The organism is Collimonas sp., assembly GCF_035566375.1.
Classification (GTDB): domain Bacteria; phylum Pseudomonadota; class Gammaproteobacteria; order Burkholderiales; family Burkholderiaceae_D; genus Collimonas.
This window is the reverse complement of the sequence record NZ_DATMRK010000015.1, coordinates 1-18,018: the sequence shown is the minus strand read 5'-3', so window position 1 is coordinate 18,018 and position 18,018 is coordinate 1. Positions and strand designations below refer to the sequence as shown.

Annotated in this window: 15 protein-coding genes; 12 read left to right on the top strand and 3 right to left on the bottom strand. The window is 57.4% G+C overall.

All coding sequences use genetic code 11. The features are described from left to right. Window positions 1–19 precede the first annotated feature (19 nt). From def to rpiA, 3 genes are all read left to right on the top strand, one after another. Window positions 20–556 (top strand): peptide deformylase, encoded by a 537-nt coding sequence (gene def, locus VNZ60_RS04125; protein WP_325657155.1) that lies wholly within the window; start codon window positions 20–22, stop codon window positions 554–556. A 177-nt stretch (window positions 557–733) separates the two neighbouring features. Next, window positions 734–2,500 (top strand): cation:proton antiporter, encoded by a 1,767-nt coding sequence (locus tag VNZ60_RS04120; RefSeq protein ID WP_325657154.1) that lies wholly within the window; start codon window positions 734–736, stop codon window positions 2,498–2,500. Between the two features lie 108 nt (window positions 2,501–2,608). Next, entirely contained in the window at window positions 2,609–3,280 is a 672-nt protein-coding gene (gene rpiA, locus VNZ60_RS04115; RefSeq protein WP_325657180.1) for a ribose-5-phosphate isomerase RpiA, read from the top strand. An 81-nt stretch (window positions 3,281–3,361) separates the two neighbouring features. Here rpiA and VNZ60_RS04110 read toward each other — a convergent pair whose 3' ends face one another. Beyond that, window positions 3,362–4,477 carry a YeiH family protein gene (locus VNZ60_RS04110; RefSeq protein WP_325657153.1) on the bottom strand — a complete coding sequence of 372 codons (1,116 nt, stop codon included), beginning with the start codon at window positions 4,475–4,477 and terminating at the stop codon, window positions 3,362–3,364. 166 nt (window positions 4,478–4,643) lie between these two features. Here VNZ60_RS04110 and VNZ60_RS04105 point away from each other — a divergent pair, with 166 nt between their 5' ends. The 8 genes from VNZ60_RS04105 (at window position 4,644) to VNZ60_RS04070 (ending at window position 15,547) form a co-directional block, all read left to right on the top strand. Beyond that, the gene (locus VNZ60_RS04105) at window positions 4,644–5,534 is read left to right on the top strand and encodes a LysR family transcriptional regulator (RefSeq protein WP_325657152.1); all 891 of its coding nucleotides are present in this window, start codon (window positions 4,644–4,646) and stop codon (window positions 5,532–5,534) included. A 480-nt stretch (window positions 5,535–6,014) separates the two neighbouring features. Continuing rightward, complete coding sequence (chvE, locus tag VNZ60_RS04100; protein ID WP_325657179.1) at window positions 6,015–7,046, top strand: multiple monosaccharide ABC transporter substrate-binding protein; 1,032 nt, start codon at window positions 6,015–6,017, stop codon at window positions 7,044–7,046. 133 nt (window positions 7,047–7,179) lie between these two features. Further along, the gene (gene mmsA / locus VNZ60_RS04095; RefSeq protein WP_325657151.1) at window positions 7,180–8,724 is read left to right on the top strand and encodes a multiple monosaccharide ABC transporter ATP-binding protein; all 1,545 of its coding nucleotides are present in this window, start codon (window positions 7,180–7,182) and stop codon (window positions 8,722–8,724) included. A gap of 13 nt (window positions 8,725–8,737) precedes the next feature. Beyond that, window positions 8,738–9,946: a multiple monosaccharide ABC transporter permease gene (mmsB, locus tag VNZ60_RS04090; RefSeq protein ID WP_325657178.1), complete on the top strand. Its 1,209-nt coding sequence runs from the start codon at window positions 8,738–8,740 to the stop codon at window positions 9,944–9,946. A 123-nt stretch (window positions 9,947–10,069) separates the two neighbouring features. Beyond that, window positions 10,070–11,815: an IlvD/Edd family dehydratase gene (locus VNZ60_RS04085; RefSeq protein WP_325657150.1), complete on the top strand. Its 1,746-nt coding sequence runs from the start codon at window positions 10,070–10,072 to the stop codon at window positions 11,813–11,815. A gap of 259 nt (window positions 11,816–12,074) precedes the next feature. Next, window positions 12,075–13,070, top strand: coding sequence for an AraD1 family protein (gene araD1 / locus VNZ60_RS04080; RefSeq protein ID WP_325657149.1), 996 nt, complete (start codon window positions 12,075–12,077; stop codon window positions 13,068–13,070). 52 nt (window positions 13,071–13,122) lie between these two features. Continuing rightward, window positions 13,123–14,700 carry an aldehyde dehydrogenase (NADP(+)) gene (locus VNZ60_RS04075; protein WP_325657148.1) on the top strand — a complete coding sequence of 526 codons (1,578 nt, stop codon included), beginning with the start codon at window positions 13,123–13,125 and terminating at the stop codon, window positions 14,698–14,700. 55 nt (window positions 14,701–14,755) lie between these two features. Further along, a complete protein-coding gene (locus VNZ60_RS04070) occupies window positions 14,756–15,547 on the top strand; it encodes an SDR family NAD(P)-dependent oxidoreductase (protein WP_325657147.1) in 792 nt (263 codons plus the stop codon). Window positions 15,548–15,608: 61 nt separating this feature from the next. Here the strand turns inward: VNZ60_RS04070 and VNZ60_RS04065 are convergent, their stop codons facing one another. Together VNZ60_RS04065 and VNZ60_RS04060 are read right to left on the bottom strand one after the other, a co-directional pair. After that, entirely contained in the window at window positions 15,609–16,034 is a 426-nt protein-coding gene (locus VNZ60_RS04065) for a hypothetical protein (RefSeq protein ID WP_325657146.1), read from the bottom strand. Window positions 16,035–16,366: 332 nt separating this feature from the next. Next, entirely contained in the window at window positions 16,367–17,308 is a 942-nt protein-coding gene (locus VNZ60_RS04060) for a LysR family transcriptional regulator (protein WP_325657145.1), read from the bottom strand. Window positions 17,309–17,544: 236 nt separating this feature from the next. Here VNZ60_RS04060 and VNZ60_RS04055 point away from each other — a divergent pair. Continuing rightward, window positions 17,545–18,018: porin (locus VNZ60_RS04055; RefSeq protein WP_325657144.1), on the top strand; the 474-nt coding region annotated here is incomplete at its 3' end.

Below are 18,018 nucleotides of genomic sequence, written 5' to 3'. Positions count from 1 at the left end.
TCACACTGAAGATGACGCCATGACCGTTCGTGAAATCCTGAAAATGGGCGATCCGCGCCTGCTGCGGCAAGCCGAGCCAATCACTGCTTTCGACACGCCGGAACTGGAGGCGCTGATCATCGATATGTTCGATACCATGTATGCGGCTAACGGCGCCGGCTTGGCGGCGCCGCAGATTGGCGTCAATCTGCAGGTAGTGATTTTCGGTTTCAAAAATAATCTGCGCTATCCGGAGGCGCCGACCGTGCCGGAAACCGTGCTGATCAATCCGCTTTTGCGTCCACTCTCGGATGAAGTTGAAGACGGCTGGGAAGGGTGCTTGTCGGTACCCGGCATGCGCGGCGTGGTGCCGCGCTGGAGCCGCCTGCATTACGAAGGCTTCGACCAGTTCGGCGCTGCCATCAATCGCGATGTCGATGACTTTCATGCGCGCGTGGTGCAGCATGAAGTCGATCATTTGAATGGCATCCTGTATCCGATGCGGATCAAGGATTTCAGCCGTTTCGGTTTTACCGAAGTATTGTTCCCCGAGCTGGATCCCAATCACGACGATTGAAGCTCCTGATTTTGTACTGACCTGACCAGGGCTGTCATAGTCTGACCGTTCTTAAGCCATTATTGTCGTCATCGCTGTAGTCATTGTTACAATGCTGCTCGGCGCGCGTCCTGCCGTCCCTTCTTTGCTCGCGCGCTATCCCCCGATTTTGTCCAGTTTCACAAGGAAAGTCTGCCCATGCATCACGCAGTCGAAATGTTTATCCAGGATCTGGCCGTGATCATGTTGATCGCCGGCGTCGTGACGGTGCTGTTCAACCGTTTCAAACAGCCGGTGGTGCTTGGCTACATCGTCGCCGGCGTCATCATCGGCCCGCATACGCCGCCGTTTTCGCTGATCACGGATGAACGCACGATTCAGATCCTGGCGGAGCTGGGCGTGATCTTCCTGCTGTTTTCACTGGGCCTGGAATTCAGCCTGAAGAAGCTCGGCAAGGTCGGCGTCACCGCTTTCGTCGCGGCCCTGGCGGAGATTACACTGATGCTGTGGGTCGGCTACGAGATCGGGATTTACTTCGGCTGGAAGCCGATGGATGCGATATTTCTCGGCGCCATGCTATCGGTATCGTCGACCACCATCATCGTCAAGGTACTCAACGAGCTGGGCATGAAGCATGAGAAATTTGCGCAGCTGATTTTCGGCATCCTGATTGTCGAAGATGTGTTGGCGATCGGCATGATCGCCATGCTGTCCGGTGTGGCTATCAGCGGTTCGGTGGACGCCGGCGACGCCGTAACCACCATCGGCAAGCTGGTCTTGTTCATGATCGTGTCGCTGGTGGCGGGTATCCTGGTCGTGCCGCGCCTGCTCGATTATGTCGCCAAGTTCCAGCGCAAGGAAATGCTGTTGGTGACGGTGCTTGGCCTGTGTTTCGGCTTCTGCCTGCTGGTCATGAAAATGGAGTACAGCGTGGCACTCGGCGCCTTCCTGATCGGCGCAGTGATGTCCGAGTCGCGCCACCTGTATCAGATCGAGCGCCTGATCGAACCGGTGCGCGACATGTTCAGCGCCATCTTTTTCGTCGCCATCGGGCTGTTGTTCAATCCCTCCATCATGCTCCAGTACTGGCTGCCGATTGTCGTGATTACGGTGGCCGTGGTGCTGGGTAAGGTGGTCAGCTGCGGCTTGGCGACTTTCCTCTCCGGCCACGATGGCCGCACCTCGATGCGGGTCGGCATGAGCTTGTCGCAGATTGGCGAGTTTTCCTTCATCATCGCCGCGCTTGGCGTCAGCCTGAAAGTCACCAGCGATTTCCTCTACCCGACCGTGGTTGCGGTATCGGCTGTGACCACCTTGCTGACGCCTTACCTGATCAAGCTGGCCGATCCGCTCACGGGCCGCCTGGCGCGGGCCATGCCGGAAAAACTGGCGGCGGTGTTCGGCATGTATTCAACCTGGCTCGACAGCTTGCAGCCGCAGGGCGATCGCGCTGAACTGTCGCGTATTATCCGGCGCATCCTGATGCAGGTGGTGGTGAATCTGGCGCTGGTGGTGGCGATTTTCATCATCGGCGGCTATTTTGCCGAGGCGCTCGGCAGCAGCATGGCGGCCTGGGTGGCGGATGCGCAAATCCAGAAAGCGATAGTGTGGGGCGGGGCGCTGCTGCTGTCGCTGCCTTTCCTGATCGCCACCTATCGCAAATTGCACGCGCTCAGCATGTTGCTGGCCGAAATCAGTGTCAAGCCGGACTGGGCCGGTTCCTACAGCCATGCAGTGCGGCGCGTGATCGCCGAAGTGATCCCGGCGGTATCAATCGTTGGCATCATGCTGATGATCACCGCGCTCAGCAGCCGGATTTTGCCGCCCACCAATTTGCTGATCCTGGTGCTGGTTGGCGCCGCCGTACTGGTGCTGGTGTTGTGGCAACGGTTTGTGAAGCTGCATTCCAGGTTGCAGATCGCGCTGCACGAAACGCTGGAACAACAGCCTGACGAACATCATTGATTTACTGCAGCCTTTAAAACCTGCACATCAGGTTTTTAGAGGCTCCCGCTGCGTCGATTGGTTAAAATAGCGTATTTACTTCTCTTACAAGACAAAGCCATGACTGCCATGACCCAGGATCAACTCAAACAAGCCGTTGCCCGCGAAGCAATTAAATATGTGGTGGACGGCCAGATTGTCGGCGTCGGCACCGGCTCCACCGCCAATTTCTTCATCGACGAACTGGCAAAAATCAAGGACCGGATCAAGGGCGCAGTGGCTTCCTCGGAAGCAACCGCGGCGCGTCTGCGCGCCCATGACATCGACGTCTACGACCTGAACCAGGTGGCGAGCATGCCTGTCTACGTCGACGGCGCCGACGAAATCACGGCGCAAGGGGCGATGATCAAAGGCGGCGGCGCGGCGTTGACGCGTGAAAAGATCGTCGCCTCGGTGGCTGAGAAATTCATCTGTATCGCCGACGGCTCCAAGCTGGTCAAGGTGCTCGGCAAGTTTCCGCTGCCGATCGAAGTGATCCCGATGGCGCAGGCGGTAGTGGCGCGCAAGCTGATCAAATTTGGCGGCGAGCCGCGTTTGCGTTTCAAGGATGGCAAGCCGTTGATTACCGACAACGGCTGCGTGATCATCGATATGTTCGATTTGAAAATCACAGATCCGGTCGAACTGGAACGGCAGATCAACCAGATCACGGGCGTGGTGACGGTCGGTTTGTTTGCGCAGCAAGGGGCTGACGTTTGTTTGCTGGGAACGCCGGATGGCGTCAAGACACTGACCTTCTGAGCGTCTTAAAGCTGCGCTTTCAGCGCAACGAAAATGGGCCTGGGACTGCGAATCCGGGCCCATTTTGCGTTGCAAGCCAGATCAGGCAAATAAGCGCAACACCAGCGTATTGATCAGGGCGCCGCCGACAATCAGCCAGCCGAACAACACTGCGGCAAACATCAACGGCTTAACGCCCGCGGTGCGGATCGATGAGAAATGGGTGGATATGCCTAGCGCTGCCATCGCCATTGCCAGCAATACGTTGTCGACGTCATTGATATGCACAACCAGTGCGCGCGGCAGCAGGTTCAGCGAATTGAACGCCGCCACTGCGACAAAACCGAAAGCAAACCAGGGAATCGCCAGACCGCCGGCGCTGCGTTTGGTGGATTCGCCTGCCTTCTTGGCAGCATTGTTTTTCTTCTCGCTGTTTTTCTTTGAGATGTAGGCCGATAACAGCATCAGGAACGGCGCCAGCATCATCACTCTCACCATCTTGGCAATCACCGCCGTATTGGCCGCATCGGGGCTGATGGCGCCAGCTGCGGCCACCACCTGGGCCACTTCGTGCACGGTGGAGCCGGTATAGATGCCGTAGGCCAGCGGCGAGGCCGCCAGAAACTGCCAGTGCAGATTGAGCTGGTACAGCAGCGGATAAAGGAATATCGCCAGCGAGCCGAATACCACCACGGTAGCCACCGCCACCGTCACCTGCGCCGGCTGCGCCCGCAGCACCGGCTCGGTAGCCATCACGGCGGCCGCACCGCAAATGGAACTGCCGGCGCCGATCAGCACGGCGGTGTCGCGATCCAGCTTGAATACGCGAGTGCCAAGCAGCAGCGCCATGCCGAAAGTGGAGCACAGAACCAGGGCGTCGATCAATACCCCGCTCAGGCCGACATGGCCGATATCCTGGAATGTCAGGCGGAAGCCGTAAAAAATAATTCCCAGCCGCAGCAGGTTTTGTTTGGAAAAATTGACGCCTGCGGCGCAGGAAGGGGCGATCCGTCGATAAGCAAAGTTTCCGACCAGCATGCCGATCACGATGGCCAGGGTTAATGCGCTGAAACCTTGCGCTTGCAGCCAATCTATACGGGCGGCAGCGATCGCTGCTGCCGCAATCACTGCGCTCAGGGCCAATCCCGCTAATCCGGAAAATCGCGGCGCTTGGGTTTTGGAAGGGTGGATTGTTGTTGTTAGTGTTGAGGTGTTCATTGTGACTTCCAATCGAGATGCGGCGTCATGCCGCCATGGAACTCACTATAGCTATTTGATATCTAAAAGAAAAACAGATTAATTTTGTATAATCAACCTGTTTTGTAGGTAAGTTATTTTCTCCCGCACGGCAATCCCGACTATTTCGCACAAAGGCCAGCCCAAGATGCGCCTCACCATCAGACAATTACAGATATTCCTGGCGGTCGCCCGTGCCGGCAGCACCACCGCAGCCGCCGAGCAAGTGGCCCTGTCGCAATCGGCCACCAGCGCCGCCTTGAACGAGCTTGAAAACCTGCTGGATTGCCATCTCTTCGATCGCGTCGGCAAGCGCCTGATCCTCAACGATAACGGCCGCCTGTTATTGCCGCAGGCGGGGCAGGTGGTGGACGCCGCCAAGACCATAGAGCAGCAATTCTTGACGCCCGGCATGGCGCAGGGCGGCGGCCTGCAAATCGGCTCCAGCACCACCATCGGCAGTTACCTGTTGCCATCGCTGATTGCCGCTTACCGGCAACAGCATAGCGAGCTGCAAGTGCGAGTGACGATCGCCAACACCGCCGACATCGTCGCCGCCGTGGTCAATTTCGAAGTCGATGTCGGCCTGATCGAAGGCCCTAGCCATGCCGCCGATCTGCAGGTCGAACCGTGGATGGTGGATGAATTGCTGATTGTCGCCGCGCCACAGCATCCGCTGGCCGGCGGCGACAAGAAAGTCGGCGTGGCGCAGTTGCGCGAGGCCGAATGGCTGTTGCGCGAGCCTGGCTCCGGCACCCGTGAAGCGGTTGAGCAAGCGTTGCTGCCGCACCTGCATCATTTGCGGCAAAGTTATGAGTTCGGCAATTCAGAAGCCATCAAACACGCTACCGCCGCCGGTCTTGGCATCAGTTGCCTGTCGCATGCGGTAGTGGCCGATTTTCTGCAAAGCGGCCGGCTGGTGGAGTTGCAGACATCGCTGCCGAAACTGCGTAGACACTTCTATCTGATCCACAGCAAGCACAAGATCCTGTCGCTGCGGTTGATGCAGTTCCTGGCTTATTGTCGCAGCTGGTCCTGAACCATTTGCCGTGTGCGCTGCGAGCCGCCGCTGATCCACGCACGACTGATATCGAAATGGATATCACTTCAGATAAAAAAGTGATTAGTAAGAGCAGCCAACTGTTTTTACACTGGCTTCGGTATTTATTCTCTTGTGATTGATGGCGGAAAGGGTTTTGTGGAGTTTCTTCTTCGCTATCGTGATATTCAAAACAATATCGAAATCAGGAAAAAATTCATTTGTTTGATATCGCAGATGTTCGTAAGATAGCCATGAAATCCAGCCGGAATGGTCTATATTGACTGCTTGTCATAAGGAAATATGCTTCAGCCAGCCATCCGGCAAGAGAGCAGATGGCAGAGATGGATAAGGATAAGTATGGGCAGGTGCTTCACAAGGTTCTGACGCAACATCAAAATAATTAAATAGCTAAATAAGTAGTTAAATAACTAAAGGAGACGAGCTGTGAAACTGATTAAATCGACGATTGTTGGATTGATGATTGGCGTGTTCGGCCTGGTGTCTCAGGCAGGCGCGCAAGAGAAGGGCCCAATCGGCATTTCGATGCCAACCAAATCATCCGCGCGCTGGATTGCCGACGGCGACAACATGGTCAAGGTATTCAAGGAAAAAGGCTACAAGACTGATCTGCAATACGCCGAAGACGACATCCCAAATCAGCTGGCGCAGATCGAAAACATGATTACCAAGGGCGTCAAGGTGCTGGTGATCGCCGCGATTGACGGCACCACTTTATCCAATGCTTTGCAAAAAGCCGCCGACAAGGGTGTCAAGGTCATCGCCTACGATCGTCTGATCCGCGGTTCCAAGAACGTCGATTACTACGCTACCTTCGACAATTTCCAGGTCGGCGTGCTGCAAGCCAGCTATATCGAAAAAGCGTTGGATCTGAAGGGCGGCAAGGGCCCGTTCAATATCGAACTGTTTGGCGGTTCGGCCGATGATAACAATGCCTTCTTTTTCTACAACGGCGCGATGTCGGTACTGCAGCCGTATATCGACAAAGGCAAATTGGTAGTGCGCAGCAAACAGACCGGCATGGACAAGGTCTCGACCTTGCGCTGGGATGGCGCGGTAGCCCAGGCGCGCATGGATAACCTGCTCAGCGCGTATTACAGCAACGCCCATGTCGATGCAGTGCTGTCGCCGTATGACGGCATCAGCATCGGTATTTTGTCCTCGCTCAAAGGCGTCGGCTACGGCACTCCTAAATCACCGATGCCGGTGGTGACCGGCCAGGATGCAGAAGTCCCTTCGGTGAAATCCATCGTACACAACGAGCAGCGTCAAACCGTGTTCAAGGACACGCGTGAACTGGCCAAGGTGACAGTCGGTATGGTCGATGCGGTTTTGAGCGGCAAAACGCCTACTATCAATGACACCAAAACCTACAACAACGGCGTCAAGGTTGTGCCTTCCTACCTGTTGAAGCCAGTCAGCGTCGATGTTTCCAACTGGAAGCCAGTGCTGGTTGGCAGTGGCTACTACACTGAAAGCCAGATCAAATAAGGATCAGGTTAGAGTGTAGCGATAGGAAGTCTTGTTTGGCCGGACCATGCAACACGCATAAGCGCGTTGCATGGTCCCGCAATGTCCCAGTTCAGGCGCTGGCGAAGGTTTGAGGTAAGCGAGGTAACAACAGATGGAAACCATCCTGGAGATGCGCGGGATCGGGAAGACATTCCCGGGAGTCAAAGCATTAGACAATGTCAATCTGGCGGTACGCAATGGCGAGATCCACGCCGTAGTCGGTGAAAACGGCGCTGGAAAATCCACCTTGATGAAAGTGCTGAGCGGGGTCTATCCGCACGGTTCCTACACCGGAGAAATTCACTTCGAAGGGCTGGCGCGGCAGTTCGAAGGCATTGCCGACAGTGAAAAAATCGGCATCATCATCATCCATCAGGAACTGGCGCTGGTGCCGCTGCTATCGATTACGGAGAATATTTTCCTCGGCAACGAGCAAGCCAAAAACGGCGTCATCGACTGGGCCGCATCGTATGCCAAGACCAAAGAGCTGCTGGCCAAAGTCGGCCTGAAAGAATCGCCCAACACGCTGATCACCAACCTCGGCGTCGGCAAGCAGCAATTGATTGAAATCGCCAAGGCGCTGTCGAAACAAGTCAAGCTGCTGATCCTCGACGAGCCGACCGCCAGCCTGAATGAAAGCGATAGCGACGCCTTGCTGGAACTGCTGCTGGAGCTCAAGGCACAAGGCATTTCCTCTATCCTGATTTCCCATAAGCTCAACGAAATTTCCAAAGTCGCCGATTCCATCACGATCCTGCGCGACGGCTCCACCGTCGATACCTTGGATTGTCACAAAGAAGTCATCAGCGAAGACCGCATCATCCAGAACATGGTCGGCCGCGAGATGGCCGACCGCTATCCCAAGCGCCATCCGGATATAGGTGAGACCATTTTCGAGGTGAAGAAATGGCAGGTGTATCACCCGATACACCCCGAGCGGCAGGTCATCAAGGGCGTCGATTTCCATGTCAAAAAGGGCGAGATCGTCGGCATTGCCGGCTTGATGGGCGCCGGCCGCACCGAGCTGGCGATGAGCATTTTCGGCCGTGCCTACGGCCGCCATATCAGCGGCAAGGTTGTCATGCGCGGCAAGGAAATTGACGTCAGCACGGTGCAGAAAGCTATCGACAACGGCATTGCCTATGTCACCGAAGATAGAAAAGGCTACGGCCTGATCCTGGATCAGGATATCAAAAAGAATATTACGCTGGCCAATCTCAAGGGCGTGGCGGACAACACCGTGATCGACGAAGGGCGCGAGTATTCGGTAGCCGCCGACTACCGGCGCCAGCTCAAGATACGCTGCTCCAACGTATTCCAGAAAGTGCTGAACCTGTCCGGCGGCAACCAGCAAAAAGTAGTGCTCAGCAAATGGCTGTTTTCCAATCCCGATGTGCTGATCCTGGATGAACCGACGCGTGGCATCGATGTCGGCGCCAAGTACGAGATCTACACCATCATCAGCCAGCTCGCCAGCGAAGGTAAATGCATCATCATGATTTCATCGGAAATGCCCGAACTGTTGGGCATGTGCGACCGCATCTATGTCATGAATGAAGGAAATTTCGTCGGCGAATTGCCGGCGGCGGAAGCATCCCAGGAAAAGATCATGCGCGCCATCGTTAGAAATGAGCGCACAAAGAACGGAGACAACTGAAATGAACCACGACATGGCAGCAAGCGATGCAGCAAGCAAAAACCGGCCCCAGCCCCTGGCCGAAAAGAAAGAATACAGCGGCTTCCTGAAAAACAATATGCGCGAATACGGCATGCTGATGTCCTTGATCGCGATCATGGCGTTTTTCCAGTACATGACCGACGGCACCCTGATGCGGCCGCTGAACCTGACCAACCTGGTGCTGCAGAACAGCTACATCGTCATCATGGCGCTCGGCATGCTGATGGTGATTGTCGCCGGCCACATCGATTTATCGGTAGGCTCGGTGGTCGGTTTCATCGGCGCGCTGGCGGCGGTGCTGATCGTCAACCTGCACATGAACTTTGTGCTGGCGAGCATCCTGTGCCTGCTGGCCGGCGCGGCGATCGGTGCGGCGCAAGGTTACTGGGTAGCGTTTTTCAAGATACCGTCGTTCATCGTCACCCTGGCCGGCATGCTGGTGTTCAAGGGGCTGACGCTGGCCCTGCTGCAAGGGCAGTCGATCGGGCCGTTCCCGGACGATTTTCAGATGCTTAGCTCCGGCTTCATCCCCGATCTGTTTAACGGCGCCGATTTGCGCGTCACCTCCTTATTGGTCGGCGTGGTGGTGGCGGCCATATTGATTTTCGTCAAAGTCCGCGGCCGCGCCAAACAAAACAAGCACGGCATGGAAGACGAGCCTTATTTATTCTTCATCGTGAAGAACGCCATCTTCGCCGCCGTCATCATTTTCTTCAGCTATCTGCTGGCTTCCTATAAAGGCATGCCGAATGTGCTGATCATCATGTTCCTGCTGATGGTGGTGTACACCTTTATCGCCAACCGCACCACCATCGGCCGCCGCATCTACGCCGTCGGCGGCAACGAGAAAGCGGCCAAGCTGTCCGGCATCAAAACCTCGCGCGTATCGTTTTATACCTTCATCAACATGGGCATGCTGGCAGCGCTGGCCGGGCTGATTTTTGCAGCTCGCCTCAACACCGCCACGCCCAAGGCCGGCACCGGGTTCGAGCTGGATGTGATTGCCGCCTGCTTCATCGGTGGCGCCTCGGCGTCGGGCGGCGTCGGCAAGGTGATGGGCGCGGTGATCGGCGCTTTCGTCATGGGCGTGATGAACAACGGCATGTCGATCATGGGCATCGGCATCGATTATCAGCAAGTGATCAAAGGCCTGGTGTTGCTGGCCGCGGTATTTGTCGACGTCTATAACAAGAACAAATAAGCACGCAACTGCGGACGCATGATCCGTAGTTGTTGAGTTCCAGATTTCATTTCTATAGCAGGCGTCCGTCACGATGCGGATGGATGCCGCCCTGATCTTCAGGATTTCAAGAGGAAACCAAAGATGACTGTCGATAAAAAGCGTCCGCTGCGCTCGGCCGAATGGTTTGGCAGCAACGACAAGAACGGCATGATGTACCGCAGCTGGATGAAAAACCAAGGTATTCCCGATCACGAATTCCAAGGCAAGCCGATCATCGGCATCTGCAATACCTGGTCAGAACTGACGCCATGCAACGCCCACTTCCGCAAGATCGCCGAACACGTCAAGCGCGGCATTTCCGAAGCCGGCGGTTTCCCGGTCGAGTTCCCGGTATTTTCCAACGGCGAATCGAATCTGCGGCCAACCGCCATGCTGACCCGCAACCTGGCCAGCATGGATGTAGAAGAATCGATACGCGGCAATCCGATGGATGCGGTAGTGCTGCTGGTCGGTTGCGACAAGACCACGCCGGCCTTGCTGATGGGCGCCGCCAGCTGCGATATCCCGGCCATCGTAGTGACCGGCGGGCCCATGCTCAACGGTAAACACGAAGGCAAGGATCTCGGCTCCGGCACCGCCGTCTGGCAATTGAGCGAGGCCGTCAAAGGCGGCCAGATCAGCATGCATCAATTCCTCGCGGCCGAATCCGGCATGTCGCGCTCGGCCGGTACTTGCAACACCATGGGCACCGCCTCGACCATGGCCTGCATGGCCGAAGCGCTCGGCACTTCCTTGCCGCATAACGCCGCGATCCCGGCGGTCGATGCGCGCCGTTACGTGCTTGCTCACATGTCCGGCATGCGCATCGTCGATATGGTGTGGGAAGACTTGCGGCTGTCGAAAATCCTGACCCGCGCCGCATTTGAAAACGCCATCCGCGTCAACGCCGCCATTGGCGGTTCCACCAACGCCGTGATCCATCTGAAGGCAATCGCCGCCCGCATCGGCGTGCCGCTGGAGCTGGAAGACTGGACCACGATCGGCCGCGGCACGCCGACCCTGGTCGATCTGCAGCCATCCGGCCGTTTCCTGATGGAAGAGTTTTATTACGCCGGCGGTTTGCCCGGCGTGCTGCGCCGCCTGGGCGAGGCCGGCCTGTTGCCGCATAAAGATGCGCTGACCGTCAACGGCAAATCGCTGTGGGAAAACAACCAGGACGCACCGATCTACAACGACGAAGTAATCCGCGTCATCGACAAGCCCTTGATTGCCGACGGCGGCATCTGCATCTTGCGCGGCAACCTGGCGCCGCGTGGCGCGGTACTCAAGCCGTCCGCCGCCTCGCCGGAACTGATGCAGCATCGCGGCAAGGCCGTGGTGTTCGAAGATTTCGCCCACTACAAGGCGCGCATCAACGATCCCGAACTGGAAGTCGACGCCAGCTCGGTGCTGGTGATGAAGAATTGCGGCCCCAAAGGGTATCCCGGCATGGCCGAAGTCGGCAACATGGGTTTGCCGCCGAAACTGCTGGCGCAAGGCATCAAGGACATGGTGCGGATTTCCGACGCCCGCATGAGCGGCACCGCCTACGGCACCGTGGTTCTGCACGTAGCGCCGGAAGCCGCCGCCGGCGGCCCGCTGGGGATTGTGCAAGATGGCGACTGGATCGAACTGGATTGCGCAGCAGGGCGTTTGCACCTGGATATCAGCGACGCCGAAATGGCGCAGCGCCAGACCGCAAGAGCCGCAGTGAATGCCGAGACGGTAACGGCGCACAGCGGTTACCAACGCCTCTACATAGACCGTGTATTGCAAGCCGACGAAGGCTGCGATTTCGATTTCCTGGTTGGCTGCCGTGGCTCGGCGGTACCTAAGCATTCTCACTAGGCAGTTCGGCAAACTGGAGTCATCTGGGGGCAGAGTCAACTTTCGCAGGCTTCATCGCGAAACTTGACTCTGACCCCACATGACGGATTCGGAGAAAGACAAAGCGCACCACGGCGGCTTTTTCTTTTTAACGATGAGGCTGTACTCCGTGGCCCGCTAAGTGGGGTCAGAGTGAAGTTTCTGCAAAAGGCGCGCAGAAAGTTCACTCTGACCCCAGTTAGCTGCGTTTGTTAAGCACAACAGTAAACTGGAGAAGCACATGTTGTTGATTCAATTCAAGCAAGCCGACGGCCAGCGCCGGATTGGCGTATTGGAAGGCACCGGCCGTAAAATTCACGTGGTGGAAGGCTATGCCTCTACCTACGCGCTGGCGCAGGCGGCGATTGCCGGCAACCGTTCGCTGCAAAGCCTGGCCAGTGCAGGACTGGGAACCAGCGTGCTTGACTATGCCGAGGTAGCCCAGGCCGGGCGCCTCTTGCCGCCGCTGGATCACAGCGACAGCGCCCATTGCTATGTCACCGGCACCGGCCTGACCCACCTCGGCAGCGCCGACGGCCGCGACGCCATGCACAAGAAAATCAGCGATGTCGATAGCCTCACCGACAGCATGAAAATGTTCCGCATGGGCCTGGAAGGCGGCAAGCCGCAAGCAGGGCAGATCGGGGTGCAGCCGGAATGGTTCTACAAAGGCGACGGCAGCATCGTCTGCGCCGCCGAACAAGCGCTGACCATGCCGCATTTTGCGCTGGATGGCGGCGAAGAACCCGAGATCGCCGCACTGTACGTGATTGCGCCGGACGGCAGCCCGTGCAGGCTAGGCTTCGCGATCGGTAATGAGTTTTCCGATCATGTCACCGAACGCCAGAACTACCTGTATCTGGCGCATTCCAAGCTGCGGGCTTGCGCCATCGGCCCGGCCTTGCTGCTGGGCGATCTGCCGCCGCATATAGAAGGCATGTCACGCATTCGCAACAGCAGCGGCCAGGTGCGTTGGGAAAAACCGTTTGTCAGCGGCGAACAGAATATGTCGCACACCGTCGCCAACCTGGAATACCACCATTTCAAATACCCGCTGTTCCGGCGTCCCGGCGATGTGCATATCCATTTCTTCGGCACCGCCACCTTGAGCTGCTCGGATGGGATCCAGGTCGCGCCAGGAGAAACGTTTGAAATCGACGTTGCTGCATTCGGGCCGCCGCTGCGTAATCGCCTGGCAATCGAAACCTTGGCTGCGCCGTCGATTCGCCAGTTGTAGTCAGTTGTAAGCCGATATCCCGGAATTGCAGCCATTCATTGTTAGGAAAAGTATGAACATCACAGGTGAATCTCTGATTGGTTTCTCCAACATCAAAGGCGGCGGCGCTGCCTTTTTTGCTTTTAATCCCGCCACCGCAAGCAAGATCGAACCCGCATTCCACACCGCAGGCAAAGCCGAAATCGACTGCGCCTGCGATCTGGCCCGCATCGCTTTCGATTCCTATCGCGCTACCGCACCGGAGACTCGCGCCCGTTTTCTGGAAGGCATCGCCGAGAATATCCTGGCGCTGGGCGAGCAGTTGATCGAGCGCGCCATGAGTGAAAGCGGCTTGCCGCGCGCCAGGCTGGAAGGCGAACGCGGCCGCACCGTAGGCCAGCTCCGCTTGTTTGCCGAAGTGCTGCGCGAAGGGTCCTGGCATGACGCCCGTATCGACCCGGCGTTGCCGGAGCGCCAGCCTTTACCGCGTGTCGATTTGCGCCTGCGCATGATCGCGTTAGGGCCGGTCGCGGTGTTCGGCGCCAGCAATTTCCCCTTGGCGTTTTCCGTCGCCGGCGGCGATACCGCAGCGGCGCTGGCGGCCGGTTGCCCGGTGGTGGTGAAGGCGCATCCGGCCCATCCCGGCACCTCGGAGTTGGTTGGCAGGGCAATTCAACAAGCTGTGCAGGCAGCGGGTTTGCCTGAAGGCGTGTTCTCGCTGTTGACCGGCGTCGGCAACCAGCTTGGCGTCGAACTGGTGCAGCATCCAGCGATACAGGCGGTCGGTTTTACCGGCTCGCGCCAAGGCGGTTTGGCGTTGATGGCGGTGGCTGCCGCACGTCCGCAGCCGATCCCGGTATATGCCGAAATGAGCAGCATCAATCCGGTATTCCTGCTGCCGCAGGCATTGGCGGCCAAGGCTGAAACGCTGGCTGCCACCTTTGTCGATTCGCTGGTGCTGGGCGTCGGCCAGTTCTGCACCAATCCCGGCCTGGTGCTGGCGCTGCAAGGCGTCGATCTGGAGCGCTTCAGTAGCGCGGCCGCCGCGCAACTGGCGCAACGTAATGCGGCCACCATGCTGACGGCCGGTATTCAACACGCCTATCAGAGCGGTGTCAGCCGTCTCGCCGCTAACCACAGAGTGCGCCAGCTCGGCCAGGGCGTGGCTAGCAATGCTACCGGCGGAGGTGTGCCGGCGTTGTTCAGTACCAGTGCCGAAGATTTTCTGGCCGATCCTGAATTGTCGGAAGAAATATTCGGGCCAGCGTCGTTGCTGGTCGCTTGCCGCGACATGGCCGAGATGCTGGCCGTGGCAGAGCATCTGGAAGGGCAGCTCACCGCCACCTTGCAGATCACAGACGACGATCATCAGGCCGTGCGCCAACTGCTGCCGATCCTGGAGCGCAAGGTCGGGCGGATTCTGGCCAACGGCTTTCCGACCGGCGTCGAGGTATCGTATTCGATGGTGCACGGCGGCCCGTTTCCGGCAAGCTCGGACAGCCGCGCAACCTCAGTCGGCACGGCAGCCATCCAACGCTTTCTGCGGCCGGTTTCCTATCAAAACATACCGCAGGATTTATTGCCGGCAGCGATTCAAGACAGTAATCCGCTGGCGATCCGGCAGCGTATCAATGGCCAGCTTAGCGCTTAATGGAGCGAACCAGAGCGAACGGAATTTCTACGCATCACATCGAACAGGAGTTGATATGTCCGCAGTAAAAGATATTGGAGAAGAACAACTGGCGCGCTTCCCCAGCCTGAAAGAAAAGAATGTATTCATCACCGGCGGCGGCAGCGGTATCGGCGCGGCGATTGTCAGCGCGTTTGCCGAGCAGGGCGCGCGCGTGGCTTTCGTCGATATCGAGAGCGCAGCCAGCGCAGCCCTATGCGAGCAGCTGGCGGCAGCCGGCCACATCAAGCCGCTATTCCGCCATTGCGATATCCGCGACATTCCCGCCTTGCAGGCGACCATGCAAGGCTTGGCGCAAGAGTTGGGAGATTTCGACGTACTGGTCAACAATGCCGCCAACGACCAGCGCCATCAACTGGCGGAAGTCACCGTCGATTACTGGGACGACCGCATCGCCATCAATCAGCGGCCGATGTTTTTTACTTGCCAGGCGGTAGCGCCCGGCATGCAAAAAAAGGGTGGCGGGTCGATCATCAATCTGAGCTCGATCAGCTGGCATCTGTCAAACGGCGGCTATCCGGTGTACACCACCGCCAAGGCCGCTGTAGTCGGCCTGACCCGCGGCCTGGCGCGCGATCTCGGGCCGCATAACATCCGCGTCAATACTGTATCGCCGGGCTGGGTCATGACCGAAAGGCAGATTACCTTGTGGCTGGATGCGGCAGGCGAAGAAGACATCAAGCGCAACCAATGCCTGCCCGGCAAACTGCAACCCTGGCATCTGGCGCGCATGGTCTTGTTCCTGGCGGCGGATGACAGCGCCATGTGCACCGCCCAGGAATTTATCGTTGACGCCGGTTGGGCTTGAGTGCTGGCGCCTGCAACTGCTGCATGGAAAGTCATGCAGCAGTTGCACTTGTGACGTTGGTTTAGCGGAACGCAACCGCCAAAAATTGTTTGCCGCTTGCATCGCCCTTTGCAACCTGCCGGGACGGCAGCGCCATGAGCAGCTCTCCGCTTGCATCATCGCCATGCAGATTGATCGTCATTTTCAATTGTTGATCCATGGCGACGAAAACATTCTGCGCGGTGGCGACAAGTTCATGCCTTCCCTGCTCACCCACTTCCGCATATATTTTTGTCCCTCTGCCGAACAGGTTAAGTGTCATGCCATTTGAAAGATCGTATGAGCGCAGATAGTCATAGTATTCGTCTGGGTGCATCCGATGGTACTGGCTCGGTGCGTCAATCCGGAGCGGGGCAGTGATGGTCACAGCACCATTATCCGGTGCTGTCTGTGCCATGGCAGCCAATGAGCACATGCTTGCAATCAAAATCAAGACAAGATTTTTCATGATCAACATCCTTTCTGTTTTGCTGAAAATACACATTCGATCAGATTAATTTTTGGAATGTCATTCAGAGGGCGCCTGCCAGGCAGGGAGGAGAGCTTGGCATATTCTTCCATTTGAGTAAGAAGACTTGCCGCTCAAAACGCGGGAAGATGATTTTCCATAAGCCAATTCATGGTAGTTCTCTAGTGGAATGCACAATGAACGCGCAACGGTTTTGCGCAATTCCTGAAGAACTTTTTTCTTTGAAAATAGGCTATGTTTGCGCCATATTCAAGTCCTTATTCAAGCCAAACGCCAAGCCGCAGGCCAAGTCAAACACGCAAGCGTTGCCGCTAATAAATTTGCGCCGCCATTTCCCGGATCTCTTGCTGTAAAAGTCTTGCGCCAGGCGAAAGAATCTGGTGCAGGCGGGTGATGATGCCGAAGCCATCCATCTTGCACGGCAGCTCGATCGGCAGTATCGCCAGCACATTCACTTGCGCATAAAAGCGCGCCACTTCGGCCGGCATCACATGCAGGAAATCGGTCTGCTGCAACAGGCTGCTGATGACCAGGATCGCGGTGGTGTCGACCACGTTGGACGGCGGCGCCAGGCCGTCTTTGTGGAACATCATGTCGACCCGATGGCGCAAGATGCTGCCCTTGGGCGGCAAGATCCAGCCGGCGTCGGCGATATCCTTTAATTGCAGATTCGAAACGTGGCGCAAGGGATGATCGACCCGCGCCACAGCACACACCGGTTCATCCGATAACTCTTCATATTCCAGATTGCTGTTGTCTTCCTGATCCAGGATGCGCGCCACCAGGAAATCGAGCGAGCCGCGCTGCAAGCGTTCCAGCAAGATGTTGCTGCTCTCGACTTCAACCCCGATGCGCAACATCGGCGCCTGTTGCTTGAGGTGTGCAATCGCCGGCGGCAGCAGCACCATGCCCGGCGACAAAATCGCACCGACATTGACTTGCCCGGAGAGGCCGGATTTCAACGCCGTGATGTCGTCATGCGCGTGCGACAAGCTGGTCAGCGCCATGCGCGAATGGCGGATCATGGCTTCGCCGTAAATGGTTGGCCGCATGCCGCGCGGCAGCCGCTCGAACAGCAGCACATCGAGCATGTCTTCCAGATCCTTGAGTTGCTTGGAGGCGGCAGGCTGCGTCATGTTGAGCGCTTCCGCTGCACGATGGATATTGCGTTCCTCGTCCAGCGCTATCAGCAACAGCAGCTGCCGGGTTTTCAGGCGGGCGCGGAGAAACCAGTTGGTGTCGTTGGCAGGCATGGCAGTCTCATTGTGTGATTTTTATAGTAGGTCGCTCGGCCAATGCTGGCATCCGGCGACATCGGCGATGCTCGGGAAATGATATCAAATCCGGTATTGAAGTGGGGTAAAAATTCATTGGATTGATATCAATCTAATCCCTACCATGTGCCCACATTCACGCAGGTTTATGGCCGGGAATTTCCGGTGCGGCCTGACAGTGGATGAATTCATAATAATTTCAAGGAGACGACAACATGAGCCGCATCACTTCCTTCGCCGCGCCATCCCGAGCGCTGGCGACTGCAGCCGCATTGAGCCTGTTCGGCCTGGCCGCCGGCGCCGTTTGCAGCCAAGCCCAGGCGCAAACCAACGTCACCATCTACGGCCGGGTCGACGCCGGCGTCGATTATCAAACCAACGTCGCCCTGAAAGACGCCAACGGCAACCTGACCGGCAAGACCGGTAGCAAACTGGCCGGCTCCGGCAATCAATGGGGCACCAGCATGATCGGCTTCAAAGGCACGGAAGACCTCGGCGGCGGACTGAACGCCTTCTTCTTGCTGGAATCGGGCTTTGACGCTACCAAGGGCACCACCAACGGCAGCGCCTTGTTCAATCGCCGTTCCTACGTCGGCTTGAACGGCAGCGCCGGTTCGATCAAGTTCGGCAAGAACCTGTTCATCGTCAATGACGTCTGGTACCTCGATCCTACCGGCCAGCAATTCCTG

Bases quoted from the DNA above. Each gene is read 5' to 3' on its own strand.
- def (WP_325657155.1), top strand. From the start codon at position 20: ATGACCGTTCGTGAAATCCTGAAAATGGGCGATCCGCGCCTGCTGCGG.
- VNZ60_RS04120 (WP_325657154.1), top strand. From the start codon at position 734: ATGCATCACGCAGTCGAAATGTTTATCCAGGATCTGGCCGTGATCATG.
- rpiA (WP_325657180.1), top strand. From the start codon at position 2,609: ATGACCCAGGATCAACTCAAACAAGCCGTTGCCCGCGAAGCAATTAAA.
- VNZ60_RS04110 (WP_325657153.1), bottom strand. From the start codon at position 4,477: ATGAACACCTCAACACTAACAACAACAATCCACCCTTCCAAAACCCAA.
- VNZ60_RS04105 (WP_325657152.1), top strand. From the start codon at position 4,644: ATGCGCCTCACCATCAGACAATTACAGATATTCCTGGCGGTCGCCCGT.
- chvE (WP_325657179.1), top strand. From the start codon at position 6,015: ATGATTGGCGTGTTCGGCCTGGTGTCTCAGGCAGGCGCGCAAGAGAAG.
- mmsA (WP_325657151.1), top strand. From the start codon at position 7,180: ATGGAAACCATCCTGGAGATGCGCGGGATCGGGAAGACATTCCCGGGA.
- mmsB (WP_325657178.1), top strand. From the start codon at position 8,738: ATGGCAGCAAGCGATGCAGCAAGCAAAAACCGGCCCCAGCCCCTGGCC.
- VNZ60_RS04085 (WP_325657150.1), top strand. From the start codon at position 10,070: ATGACTGTCGATAAAAAGCGTCCGCTGCGCTCGGCCGAATGGTTTGGC.
- araD1 (WP_325657149.1), top strand. From the start codon at position 12,075: ATGTTGTTGATTCAATTCAAGCAAGCCGACGGCCAGCGCCGGATTGGC.
- VNZ60_RS04075 (WP_325657148.1), top strand. From the start codon at position 13,123: ATGAACATCACAGGTGAATCTCTGATTGGTTTCTCCAACATCAAAGGC.
- VNZ60_RS04070 (WP_325657147.1), top strand. From the start codon at position 14,756: ATGTCCGCAGTAAAAGATATTGGAGAAGAACAACTGGCGCGCTTCCCC.
- VNZ60_RS04065 (WP_325657146.1), bottom strand. From the start codon at position 16,034: ATGAAAAATCTTGTCTTGATTTTGATTGCAAGCATGTGCTCATTGGCT.
- VNZ60_RS04060 (WP_325657145.1), bottom strand. From the start codon at position 17,308: ATGCCTGCCAACGACACCAACTGGTTTCTCCGCGCCCGCCTGAAAACC.